Source organism: Tersicoccus mangrovi (assembly GCF_036881825.1).
In the GTDB taxonomy this organism is placed as follows: Bacteria; Actinomycetota; Actinomycetes; order Actinomycetales; family Micrococcaceae; genus Tersicoccus; species Tersicoccus mangrovi.
This window is the reverse complement of record NZ_JBAJMW010000003.1, coordinates 76,303-88,873: the sequence shown is the minus strand read 5'-3', so window position 1 is coordinate 88,873 and position 12,571 is coordinate 76,303. Positions and strand designations below refer to the sequence as shown.

6 protein-coding genes and 1 tRNA gene are annotated in these 12,571 nt (G+C 72.2%); 3 read left to right on the top strand and 4 right to left on the bottom strand.

All coding sequences use genetic code 11. From position 1 onward, the window contains the following. Positions 1 to 92: 92 nt before the first annotated feature. Both V6N00_RS06520 and V6N00_RS06515 read right to left on the bottom strand, forming a co-directional pair. Positions 93 to 308, bottom strand: a complete 216-nt coding sequence (locus V6N00_RS06520; protein WP_334231274.1) for a hypothetical protein — start codon at positions 306 to 308, stop codon at positions 93 to 95. Continuing rightward, positions 305 to 958: an ArsR/SmtB family transcription factor gene (locus V6N00_RS06515; RefSeq protein WP_334231273.1), complete on the bottom strand. Its 654-nt coding sequence runs from the start codon at positions 956 to 958 to the stop codon at positions 305 to 307. Before V6N00_RS06515 ends, V6N00_RS06520 begins: the two co-directional genes overlap by 4 nt. A gap of 129 nt (positions 959 to 1,087) precedes the next feature. Here V6N00_RS06515 and V6N00_RS06510 point away from each other — a divergent pair. Both V6N00_RS06510 and V6N00_RS06505 read left to right on the top strand, forming a co-directional pair. After that, positions 1,088 to 1,176: transfer RNA gene (locus V6N00_RS06510), tRNA-Ser, on the top strand. A 235-nt stretch (positions 1,177 to 1,411) separates the two neighbouring features. Then, positions 1,412 to 3,388, top strand: coding sequence for a hypothetical protein (locus tag V6N00_RS06505; protein WP_334231272.1), 1,977 nt, complete (start codon positions 1,412 to 1,414; stop codon positions 3,386 to 3,388). A 52-nt stretch (positions 3,389 to 3,440) separates the two neighbouring features. Here the strand turns inward: V6N00_RS06505 and V6N00_RS06500 are convergent, their stop codons facing one another. After that, positions 3,441 to 5,642, bottom strand: a complete 2,202-nt coding sequence (locus tag V6N00_RS06500) for a prolyl oligopeptidase family serine peptidase (protein WP_334231271.1) — start codon at positions 5,640 to 5,642, stop codon at positions 3,441 to 3,443. 76 nt (positions 5,643 to 5,718) lie between these two features. On the opposite strand from V6N00_RS06500, the gene V6N00_RS06495 reads away from it, so the two are divergent. Beyond that, complete coding sequence (locus tag V6N00_RS06495; RefSeq protein WP_334231270.1) at positions 5,719 to 7,743, top strand: FAD/NAD(P)-binding protein; 2,025 nt, start codon at positions 5,719 to 5,721, stop codon at positions 7,741 to 7,743. Between the two features lie 117 nt (positions 7,744 to 7,860). Here the strand turns inward: V6N00_RS06495 and V6N00_RS06490 are convergent, their stop codons facing one another. Next, positions 7,861 to 12,519, bottom strand: coding sequence for an ExeM/NucH family extracellular endonuclease (locus V6N00_RS06490; RefSeq protein WP_334231269.1), 4,659 nt, complete (start codon positions 12,517 to 12,519; stop codon positions 7,861 to 7,863). Positions 12,520 to 12,571: the final 52 nt, after the last annotated feature.

Genomic DNA, 12,571 nt, shown 5'->3' with positions numbered 1-12,571 from the left:
CGCGACGACGAAGCCCCGGCACCGTGACGGTGCCGGGGCTTCGTGTCACCCGGATGCGGACGCGGGACCGTCCGGGCTGTGCCGGGCCGGTGTCAGTCGAACTCGGGCCAGGCGCTGCCGCCGGTGCGGAGGGTGCCGTGGTCGCTGTGCGTGGTGCGGAAGTCCTCGACCTGCTGGAGGTAGCGCTCGCGGCGGGCGACGGTGCGGCCGGTGGTGGCCGGCTTGAGCAGCCGGGTCAGCAGCGTGGCGGGGGTGCGCGGGGTGGTGGGACGGACGATCATCAGGGCGCTGGTGTCCAGGGCGCTCATCGGACTTCTCCTTCGGAGGTGGTGGTGGTGGGGATGACGGGCGGATCGAGAATCGGGAACACGTTGAGCTGGAGCTGGACGGCGCGGGCGTCCTCGGCCGGCTCGCGGTTCCGGTAGGGGGCGATGATCGCCTCCACGGCACGGGTCACCTGGTGGCTGATGCGATCCAGCTCCTCGGCGGTGACGCGGACGTTGGCCGCCTCCAGGACGCTCGCCTCGAACCAGGGGCGCGGGAGTTCCTGCTCGCCCCGCTCCTCGAAGGCGGCGAGCAGGGCGGCGCGGTTGCGACCCCACTCGCGCAGGATCACGTGGGCGGCCTCGACGCCGGCGGGGTTGTCGGCGACGGCGAGCGGGTTGACGTTGATGGAGCCGGGGGTGCGCTCCCACCAGCGGTCGCGGGCGTTGCCGCGGTCGGGCACGTCCCGGATGAAGTCGTGCCGGGCCAGCTGGCGCAGGTGGTAGCTGAAGGACCCGCTGGTGCCGCCGAGGCGCTCGGCGAGCGAGCTGGCGGTCTGGGGCCCGAACTGGCTGAGCGTGTTGAGGATCTGCACGCGCAGCGGGTGGCCGAGGGCCTTGAGGGACTCGACGCCGACGTCCCGGACCGGACCGGCCAGCACGGGGAGGGCATCGGTGGGCGGGATCTCGGACATGACCACCACGATAGCATTGCAAAGATATATTTGCAAAGAAAGGTTTGTGATCTGCGACACCCGCATCGACGCGGTGTTTTGTGCAGTCTGACCGGTTCTGGTTACCCTAGGGAGGCTGGTGACAGCGCTGGAGACGTGCCAGAGCGGCCGAATGGACTTCACTGCTAATGAAGGGTCGGGCTAAAACTCGACCGGGGGTTCAAATCCCCCCGTCTCCGCGAACGGCGTCCGCATGGATGCCGGTTGCAGCACCGGGAACGGCCCGGACCCCTCGAGGGTCCGGGCCGTTCGTCGTTTCTGCCTCGTCCTGTCTCGTGCGCCGCGGTCATGGGCACGGTCGCGGAGCGTGGCGCGGGGTGACCGACGGCCATGCTGACATCGAGCTCGGCCCGGTCGATGGTTCAATCGACAGGGCCGCCGCGCACGCGGCGTCCGGACCGGAGGGGGACGCCGATGGCGTGGGAGAAGGTCGACGGAGTCGACTGGCAGGTACTCGAGGACGACGTCGACCAGACCGTGATCGGCTGGACGGTCGCGCACGGGCTGCTCGACGAGACCGCCGCGGACCTGGGCGCCCTGCGGTACGCGGCCGGTGTGCTCCGGCGCGAACTCGGGCGTCCGGTGGAGCTGGGGGCCGGCGACGTGTCCGTTCCCGAGGTCGCCGCGCTGGTCAAGGAGACGACCTTGACCGTGACGGTGCGCGGGCGACGGGACGCCGTCGTGTCGGCATGGGAGCGCCTGCCCGCGGTGGTCGGTGGCCCGGTCGACGGTGCGACCAGTGGTCCGATGGGTGACCTGGCCGTCGCTCCGCACCTGGACGACGACGTCGACCCGGTGCCGGCGCGCGTGTCCGTCTGGGGCACCGACGTGGCCGCGCGCTGTGGCGCCAGTGCTCTCTCCCTGATCTGGCTCGGCGTCACGGTTCCCGACGCGCTCGAACGGGGCCGTGCCCTCCTGCGCCGGCTCTCGCCGTTCACCGGTGAGGTCCCCGGCGTCTTCTTCACCAACGACGCCGAGCTGCCCGGTCGCGTCCTGGCCGGCGGCGCCGACATGCGCTCCCGCGAACCGGTGCGCCGGTCCGACGGGCCGACCGTCGACCGGGCCGGGACGCTGGAGGCCACGGGCGGCTCGGTGCTGTTCTCCGTCGTCGTGCCCCGCGGCCTCGCCGGGCTGGCCGCCGCGGACGTGCTGGCCGGCTGTCTGGCCGAGACCGTCGCCGACGTCGCCGGGACCGACGTGCCCGTGGGCGTGCAGGTGACCGAGCTGCACGAGCACCTGATCCTGACGCTGCAGACCGCCGAGACGCTCACCGGTGAGCCCCGCGACCGGGTGATCGACCGCCTGGCCCTCGCTCCGTTGCCCATCCCGGACCGAGCCGTCGACACGGCCGTCGAGAACCGGGCGCAGGCGCCCTCCCCGGCGTGGCAGCGGGAACGGCGGGTGCTCGGCCTGCCCGAGGAGGCCCCGCCGACTGCCGCCCAGGTGCGGTCCGCCCTCGGGCTGGCCCTCGGTTCCGTGCACCTGGCGCGGGAACGCGGGAGCGAGCCGGTGCCCGGGTTCGACCCCCTGGTGCCCGACCTGCCGACGGAACACCTCCGCTCCTTCAGCACCTGGATCGCCCGGCAGCGGGATCCCCGGGTCGCGGATGCGCCCGCGAAGCTCGGCATCGGACCCACCATGCTGCGCCCCGACTACCACGGGGGCACCCGGCCGGGGGCCGACGCGGGCGTCAGTCTGGCCGACGCCGTGATCGTCGTCGAGGACGATGCCTCCGGGATGACGGTCGTCGACGCCGCGATGCGCCGGGTGTCCTTCGTCGTCGACACGTTCCAGCGCCCGAAGGCGCTGCGCTCCCTGCTCGACCGCCGGTTGAAGGGCGTGCCACGGGCCCGCTCCACCGACTCCGAACGCACCGCGGCCATCCGGGCCCTCGGCCTCCGGTCACGCCGGTGGCTGCGCCCCGTCGTCGTCCTCGCGGTCCTGATGCTCGGCTTCATCGCCTTCATGGCCATCTCCCAGGCGTTCGGCGCGCCCGGTCCCGTGCAGGAACGCGTGTCCGTCGGCGAGACGGTGAAACTCGGGAACGGGTCGACGGTGACCGTGAGGAACGTCGACACCGTCCGATCGGGCGCCTACGGGACCCGGACGACCCTCACCGTCGACTTCTGCGCCGGCGAGGACACCCGGGCCCGCGGTGTGAGTCCGAGCATCCAGCAGCGGGTGGCGCCCGGCGACTTCGTCCTCTGGGGCGGCGGAGCGCTCCGGGCGACCCGCACCGGGGTCGGCTCGGGCGAGCTGGGCACGGTGACACTCGCCCGCGGTCAGTGCACGCAGGGCAAGCTCGCGTTCGACCTGAACGGCGACGTCGGGCAGGGCAGGGTCGCCTACGCCAACGGGTACAACGACGACGTCGTCTGGTACATCCGCTGACGGCAGCCCCTCCAGCCTCCGCCGTCCCGGTGGTCCGCGCGGGGCGTCTGCCTCAGCCGGCGAGCTGTTGCCACAGGAACTGGCTGCTCAGCGCCGCCATCTGGGCCGCCTGCCGGTTGTCCGACGCCGCCGCGTGGCCGCCCTCCAGCGCCTCGTAGAACCAGACGTTCTCGACGCCCATCGCCTCCATCCGGGCGGCCATCTTGCGGGCCTGGACGGGCCCGACCCGGTCGTCGGAGGTGGCGGTGTAGATCAGCGTCGCCGGGTAGTCAGTGCCCGGAACGAGGTTGTGGTACGGCGAGAAGGTGCGGATGAACGCCCACTGCTCGGGGTCGTCCGGGTCGCCGTACTCGGCGATCCAGGAGTACCCGGCGGACAGCTTCGTGTAGCGGCGCATGTCCAGCAGCGGCACGCCGCAGGAGATGGCGCCGAACAGGTGCGGGTACGTCGTGAGCATGTTGCCCACCAGCAGGCCGCCGTTCGACCCACCGGAACAGCCCAGGTGGGCACGGGACGTCACGCCGCGGTCGATGAGGTCCTGCGCGACGGCGGCGAAGTCCTCGTACGCGCGTGGCCGGTTGGCCTGCAGGGCGGCCCGGTGCCAGCCCGGCCCGTACTCACCGCCACCGCGGATGTTCGCGATGACGTAGACGCCGCGGCGACCCTCGGCGGTGCGGCGGGTCAGCCAGCTCCGCCCGATCGCCCCGCTGTAGACAGGCGTGCGGGAGATCTCGAAGCCGCCGTACCCGTTGAGCAGCGTCGGGTTGGCGCCGTCGAGCTCGAGATCCTTCGGCCCGATCTGGAAGTAGGGCACGCGCGTGCCGTCGGCCGAGGTGACGAAGTGCTGCTCCACCTGCAGGTCGTCCGCGTCGAAGAACGACGGCGAGGTCTTCACGGTGCGCGCCGGTTCTCCCTCGCTGCCGGTGCCGCCGAGTCGGCCGCGCTGCAGCGTCGTCGGGGTGAGGAAACCGGAGACGGTGAGCCAGTAGTCGTCGCCGTCCTCCGGGTCCTCGTCGTCGACCGCCGCGGCGTGCACGGTGCTCAGCTCCGGCGCGTCGGGCAGCTCGGTCCCGGTGAAGCCCGCCGACGGGTCGAGGACCAGCACGCGGGACGCGACGTCGGTGAGCAGGGTGAGGATCAGGTGGTTCGCGGTCCAGCTCCAGCCCTGCAGGGACGTCCGCTCGTCCGGCGCGAAGACGGTGGTCAGTTCCCGCTGCCCCGCGAGGAACGCCTCGAGCGGGGCGACGGCGAGCGTGCCGGCCGGCACAGTGGTGCCGTCGTGGTCCCAGTCCGTCTGCGGGCGGAACAGCAGCCACTGCTGGTGCAGGTCGATGTTGACGTCGTCGGGCACGTCGATGTGCTGCCACGTCGGGCCGGACCCGCCGCTGCTCTCGTCGCGCGCGACATGCGTGCGGCTGCGGAAGAAGTCGATGACGTCGACGGCGACGTCCCGCTCGAAGCCCGGCGTGCGGTCGTGCGCGAGGACGGCCATCAGGTGCTCCTCGGGCACTTCCCACAGCACGGGCGCGTCGGTGAGGTCCTGGCCGCGGGTGAGCCGTCGTCCGGTGCGGGGGTAGGACGACGTCGTCATCGAGCCGGGACCGACGTCGGTGCCGACGAAGATCGTGTCCGCGTCCACCCAACTGACCTGCGTCTTCGCGGTCGGCAGATCGAAGCCGCCGGCGACGAACGCCTTGTCCTCGACGTCGAACTCGCGCACCCGCACCGCGTCGCCGCCGTCGGGGGAGAGCTTGACCAGTCCGCGCCGCCAGGGTTCACCGGGTTCGGGACGCAGCAGGTTGGCTCCGGAGAACACCCACGGGGTGCCGTCGGCCGCGGCGAGCGCGTCGATGTCGAGCAGCACGTCCCACTCCGGCTGCTCCTGCTGGTAGGACGCCCACGTCGTGCGCCGCCACAGGCCACGCGGATTCGTCTCGTCCCGCCAGAAGTTGTAGTAGTACGGACCGCGCTTGGTGACGTCCGGGATCTTGGCGGTGTCGTCCAGGACGGCAAGGATCTGCTCGCGCAGGTGATCGTACGCATCGGCATCGAGCGCGGCCTCCGTGCGCGCGTTCTCCTGCTCGGCCCACGCCAGCGGCTCCGTGCCGTGGATGTCCTCGAGCCAGAGGAACTCGTCGGCCGGCTCGGGGGCGATGGTGGCGATCGGGTCACTGCCGGCCGGATCGCTGCTGGTGGTGGCGGGGGTGCTGGACGAGCTGGTGGATGCGGCGCTGGTGGCGCGGGGGTCGCTCATGGAGCCATCGTAGGGCGGCCCTCCGACGGTTCTGCCGCCGGCGGGAAGACGCGGTGCCGCCCGATAGGCTGACCGAATGGGTCAACCACGGGAGGTCACGGTCGCCGTCGTCGGCGCCGGGCCCCGCGGTACCTCGGTCCTGGAACGGCTGCTGGCCCACGCGCGGGTGAACCCCGACGTGCACGTGGACCTCCACCTGATCGACCCCTTCCCGCCCGGCCCGGGGCGCGTGTGGCGCGCCGACCAGTCGCGGCTGCCCCTGATGAACACGCCGTCCCTCTTCCCGACCGTCGTGCCCGACGGTGCACTCGAGGTGCCCGGCGTGGCCGGGTCGACCTTCGACGCCTGGCGCGAACGGCTGACCCGCGAGGGCGAGGACGACCGTACCGGGTCCGGGCTCGACGGGCGCGAGTGGGGCGAGCTGTGCGGGCTCACCTCCAGCGACTTCCCCACCCGGCGGCTGTACGGGCGTTACCTCGCGGCGACACTCGCCGAACTGCGGGCCGCCGCCCCGGGCAACGTCACCGTCACCGAGCATCGCGCGACGGTCACCGGAGTGACCAGGCGCAAAGCCGGCGCGGAGCCGGCCGCCGGTGCGCGACGCTTCTCGCTGACGCTGGACGACGGGGACCGGAACAGGACGGAGGAGGACGGTAGGACCACTGTCACCCTCGAGGCCGACGCCGTCGCCCTCGCCTACGGCCACCAGGAGAGCCGGCTGCGGCCGGACCAGCAGCTGCTGCGCGACGCGGCCGCCACCCACGGGCTGCGCTACCAGCCGCCCGCCATCCCGGCCGACGTCGACCTGACCGACGTGCGCGCCGGGGAACCGGTGCTCGTGCGCGGACTCGGGCTGAACTTCTTCGACCTGATGGCCGAGCTGACGGAGGGCCGCGGCGGGGTCTTCGAGCCGTGGCAGGACGGCGGCCGCACCCGCTACACCTACCGGCCGTCCGGTCGGGAGCCCGTGCTCCATGCCGCCTCGCGCCGGGGGGTGCCCTACCGGGCCAAGGCGGTGCTGCAGACCTACGTGCCGCGCCGGGTGCGGTTGCGGTTCTTCACCGACGACGCCGCCCGGTCGCTGCGCCGGGAGGGCGCCACGCTGACGTTCCGGCACGATCTCTGGCCGCTGATGCGGCGGGACGCCCTCTGGGCCTACTACGCGACGATGGCCGAGACCACGCCGTCCGACCTGCTCGGCGATGGCTCCCGCTTCCTGACCGAGCTCGACGCGCTGCTCACCGAGCCGGCCCGCGGCGACGACCCGGCGTGGGACGACCGGCTGGGGAAACTGACCGCGCAGTACGTGCACGAGCATGCCCGGATCAACCCGGACAAGCTCGCCCAGCCGCTCGGCCGCCGGTCCTGGGAGAGCGCCGAGGCGTTCGACGCCGACGTGCTCGAGTACCTGCACGGGGACGCCGCCGGGTCCGCCCGCGGGGAGGACGACCCGCTCAAGGTCGCGATCGGCGCGCTGAACGCTGGCCGGTACCTGCTCAAGACCGTGGTCGCCGACGGCGGCATCACGGACGAGTCGTGGCTGCGGGAGCTGCGCGGCTGGTTCGAGCCGTTCGTCGAAGGCCTGGCCAGCGGGCCGCCCGTGCAGCGGATCGAACAGCTGATCGCGCTCGCCGAGGCCGGCGTCGTCCACTTTCTCGGGCCCGACCCGCAGTTCGGCGTCGAGGAGTCCGGAGAGGCATTCGTCGCCTCGTCCCCGTGGGTCGCGCGCCCGCCGGTGACGGCGCGGGTCATGCTCGAGGCGACGGCCCCGGCCAACGCGATCGCCCGGGCCGAGTCGCCGCTGCTGACCGGGATGCTCGCGGACGGGCTGATCCGCCCGCGGTCCATGATGGGCGTGACCGGCACCCCCGAGGTGACCTCCGGCGTGGACGTGACCCTGCCGCCGTACCGGGCGATCGACGCGGCCGGCCGTACGGTGGACGGCCTGTACGTCATCGGCCTTCCCCTCTCGTCCGTGCAGCTCGGGACGGCGATCGCGGCTGAGGCGCACAGCTCCGCCCGATCCGGCGGCCGCACCCTGTGGGACGCCGACCGGATCGCCGCCGACATCATCGCGACGGCCGCCGCCACCAACGCCTGACGCCGCCTCGGAACCGCGCCCCCAAACGTCGCCGGGCTGCCCGGGAACGCCACAGGGGCATCCCGGTGTGAACCGGGATGCCCCTGCGAATCGATCGGGGAGCCGTCGTCAGGCAGATCAGCCGCGGACGCGGCAGATGCCGTACCTGATCAGGTCGGCCAGGTACTTCAGCCAGGCCGCGATCCCGCCCGACGTCGGCGGCGTCGGCGGCACGCACTGCTGCCCCGGCGGCGGGGTGGCCGCCTGGACGGTGACCGGCACCGTGACGGTCGTCGACGTCGGCGCCGTGACCAGCCGCAGCGTGCCCGCGCCGGCGGCCGCCTTCGCCGGGACGGTGACCGTGACCGAGGCCGCCCCGTTCGACACCGGGGTGGTGCCGAGCGTCGTCGTGACGCCCTTCGCGTCCGTGAACGTGGCCGTAACGGCCGTGTTCGCCGGGCTGCCGAGCGACGTCAGGTCGAGCGAGGAGAGCGCGATGCTGACCGACGACCCGGCCGTCACCGGACCGGTCGGCAGGCCGGTGGCCTGCACGCCGCGCCGGGCGAAGTCCGGCGAGACCGGGCTGTTCGCCTTGAGGTAGGAGATCCAGGCGTCCCGGTCGATCAGCCCCGAGTCCTTCGTGTTGGTGCCCTTCGTGAAGGCGGTGAAGTTGTCACCGCCCTGCGCCAGGAAGCTGAACGTGCCGACCCGGTAGGACCGGGCCGGGTCAAGCGGCGCCCCGTTGATCCGCACGGAGGTGACGCGCGAGCCGGCCGGCTGCGCCGGATCGACCGTGAACGCCACGTTCTTCGAGACGCTCAGTGCCAGGAACGGCCGGGAGTTGCCGGCCGGCTGCCACTGCTGCTCGAGCAGCTCCTTGACCTGGGTGCCGGTGAGCGACGTGGTCCACAGGTTGTTCACGAACGGCAGCACCGCGTTGGCCTCGGCGTAGGTGATGGTGCCGTCCTGGTTGCCGTCCGCAGAGGCGTAGTAGAGCTCATTGCGCAGGCCGCCGGGGTTGACGACGCTGATCTCGGCGCCGCCGACCGTCGGGTCCTTGAGCCGGTCCAGCAGGGCGTCCGCGACCAGGTGGCCGAGGGTGGACTCACTCGCCCGATCGTCCCGCACCCCGCCGGAGAACGCGGTCGTGATGTCCGCGGTCACCTTGCCGACCGGCTGGTTGCCCACCTCGGCCGCCTTCGCCAGCGCCGCGTCGGTGATCTGCTTGACCTTCGCGACGGCCGGGTAGGTCGCCACCAGCTGATCGGCCGGCGTCGTCGTGCGCGGAACGTTCCGCACGGTGTACCCGCTGACGGCAGAGGCGGCCGGGTCCCAGGCCAGGGCGATCTGGCCGATGTTCTCCCCGTAGCTGCCGGTCTGCAGGATCGGGCGGGTCTTGCCGGCCTGGCCCGGCACGGGCCCGTCCCACGCGTACTGCTTGTGCGTGTGACCGGTGAAGATGGCATTCACCCAGGGGCTGGTGCCGGTGACGATGGACGCGAACGCTCCGCCGGCGGCGATCTCCTGCTCGAGGGTCGCCTTCTCCGGCGTACCGGCGCCCGCACCCTCGTGGTACTCGGCCACGATGACGTCGGCGAGCTTCTGATCGTGCAGCCGGGTGGCCACGCGGTTGACCGCCTCGACCGGGTCCCCGAAGTCGAGGTCGGCGATGCCGCCGGGGCTCACGAGGCTCGGTGTCTCCTGCGTGACGGCGCCGATCACGGCGACCTTCACGCCCTTGACGTCGACGATCCGGTACTCGTCCAGCACCGGGTTCTTCGTGCCCTTCGCGTAGACGTTGGCGCCGAGATAGGTGAAGTCCGCGGCCGTGCGCACCCGGTCCCGCAGGTCCGCCCAGCCCTGGTCGAACTCGTGGTTGCCGACCGCGGATGCTTTCAGGCCGAGAGCGTTCAGGACGTCGATGGTCGGCTGGTCCTGCGCCACGGAGGAGGCGAACAGGGAGGCGCCGATGTTGTCACCGGCGGAGAGGAACACCGTCTGCCCCGTGGGCGCGGCGGCCTTGAGCTGCTCCACGGTGCCGGCGAAGGCGACGGTGTTGCCGTCGATCCGCCCGTGGAAGTCGTTGATGTTCAGCAGATTGATGTCGGTGGTGGCCGGTGCCGGTGGTGCCGGGTTCAGGCCGACCACGATGGGGTCGTGGTCGCTGGACCGGTAGGCGTCGGGCCGGTAGAAGGTCGTCGCGTTGTAGTTCCATCGGCTGTACTCCAGGGCGACCGACTCGTCGGCGTTGATGTCCCAGATGTCGGCGCCGGTGACCGCGGTGTTCGCCTCGGGGGTGGCGAACACGTGGTCGAGGGAGCCGACGGCTCCACCGAAGGCGTAGGTCTGCTTGCCGGTCTTCGCCTCCTGGCTCACGTAGCCCGCCGCGAGGATGTGCTGCACCGGGTCCTCGTGGTCGTAGGAGTTGAAGTCACCGACGAGGAAGAGCTTGCTGACGCCGGTGTCCTTCTTCCGGGCGTCGGCGAAGGCGAGGAGGGCGTCGGCCTGCTTCGTGCGGGCGGCGTTGTACGCACCCTGCCCGTCACCGGAGTCCACGTCCGCCCCGGTGGCCCCCGAGGAGCCCTTGGACTTGAAGTGGTTGCCGATGACCATGAACCGGGACGCGTCCGGGGCGCCGACCGGCTTGAACACCTGGGAGAGCGGCTCCCGGGCGTTGCTGAAGGCGAGGGAGTCCAGGAGCATGACGGACTCGCCGACCGGCTCCACGACGGCCTTCTTGTAGATGAAGGCGGACCGGATGACGTCCTCGTCCGCGAGCGGCGGCACGGCGGCGGGCGACGGGACGTAGGCCCAGGTGTCCGCCCCGGTGCCGGCATTGAGCGCGGCGACGAGGTTCTTCAGGGCGTCGTCGCGGTTCTTGCCGAACTTCGCGGAGTTCTCGATCTCCTCGAGCGCGACGACGTCGGCGGTCAGGCCGTTGATGGCGGCGACGTGCTTGTCCTGCTGTCGCTTGAGGTTGGCCGCGTCCCAGGCGCCGCGGGCGTCGCAACCACCGCTGACCGTGACGGGCTGGCCGTCCCGGTCCGTGTAGGGCTTGCAGCCGGCGAGCGAGTCACCCGTGGTGGTGAAGTAGTTCAGGACGTTGAACGTGGCGATCTTGACGGCACCGCCGACGTTCTTCGGGGCGGCCTGCCGGGTGTCGCTGAAGGTGGCCGGCTGCACCGTGGCCGCGTTCCCGGCCGTCAGCGCGGTGAGCGGCTGGTACTTCCAGGCGTTGTTCCGGTAGTCGAGGACGACGTCGGTGGCGAAGGTCGCCGCCGCCCCGACGCGGATGGACCTCTCCGGCGTCAGGTAGGGCAGGGGGATCGCCTTGTTCGCGGCGCTGCCGAGGAAGTTCGTGGTGGCGCCGTCGTCCAGCGTGACGGTCCTGGCCGTGTTGTCGGCGGCGGCCGCCTTCGCGGCGTCACCGGGCGCGACGGCCGCGGTCGGGTTGACGAGGGGCTTCGTGCCCGGCGTCAGGCCGATCTCGCCGTACTGGTTGAGGCTGTAGTTGTCGGTGACGGTGAAGTCGCCGGCCGGGGCGACGAGCATGCCCTCGAGCGACTCCTTCTGCGCCTCGTCCGTGGGCAGGCCGACCGTGGCGGCCTTGACCTCGGGTGCGGCCTCGGTCAGCCGGGTGAGACCGCCGGCCGCGACCATGAGCTGCGTGAGGCCGTAGTACTCGCCGACGGTGCCGGTGACCTGCACGTAGTCGCCGGCCTTCACGTCGGCGACGGTCGCGGGGGAGTAGACGAAGATCGCGTCCGAGGCCCGGTGCGTGGCCGGGTCGACGTCGCCGCCGGTGCCCGCGGTCTGGATGTAGTAGCCGTTGAAGCCGCCCGTCGGGTAGGCCGCGGTGACGCGACCGCGCGTCGTGACCGTCTGGTTGACCATTCCGCTGGTCGGACCCGTGCCCTGGATCTGGGCGATGGGCGTGACGTCGGCCGGAGCCGTCGGGGAGGCCGTGGCTGTCGGGCTGGCGGTGGCGGTGGCGGTGGGCGATGCGGTCGCCGTGGGGCTGGCGGTGGGGCTGGCCGTGGGCGAGGCGGTCGCCGTGGGGCTGGCCGTGGGCGACGCGGTCGCGGTGGGCTGCGGCGTCGGCTCACCCGTCGACGACGCCGTGTTCTGCGGCGTCACGTCGGACGTGAGGGCGAAGTCGGCGCTGTTGTCGTCGGTGTCCGCGCCGGTCCGGATGATGGACTTCGGGTCGGTGTTCGCGGCGGGCGCCGCGGCGGCCTTCGTCTCGAAGGTGTTGGACGTGCCGTAGCCGAGGACGTCGACGACGCCGCTGGGCCGCTGCGCGCCGGTCACGGAGCCGGTGGGCAGCCCGGAGACCGCGGTCGCCTGATTCGCCAGCACGATCGTGCCGGCGGTGCCGGCGAAGGAGGTGCCGCCGGTGGCGTCGGCGGTCGGTAGGGCCGCGCCGCTGGCGCCGTTCGAGGAGGCGGCCACCAGGTAGTGGCCCTTCGCCGGGATGCTGCCGGTCAGCGGGATGACGCCGGTCGGGGCGGCGGTGCTGCTGGCCGCACGGTACTGGACGGACCAGCCGTCCACGCTCACGGCGGCGTCGGCGCCGTTGTAGAGCTCGACGAACTTGTTCTTGTACGGGGCGTTGGCGCTACCGCCGTTGGTGTAGGCCTCACTGATGACGACGCCGGGCGTCGATGATGTGGCGGGCGCGTCCACCGCCGCGGCGGGAAAGGCGAGCAGGGGGGAAACGATCAGGGCGGTGGCGAGGACGGCGCTGACCGCTCCTCGCTGGAGATCTCGGGCTGATGGGGCTCTCAGGAAGGGCATGTGCAGGGACTCCCGTTCGGGCCCGGCCGGTGATGAGACGGCCGGTGCGAGT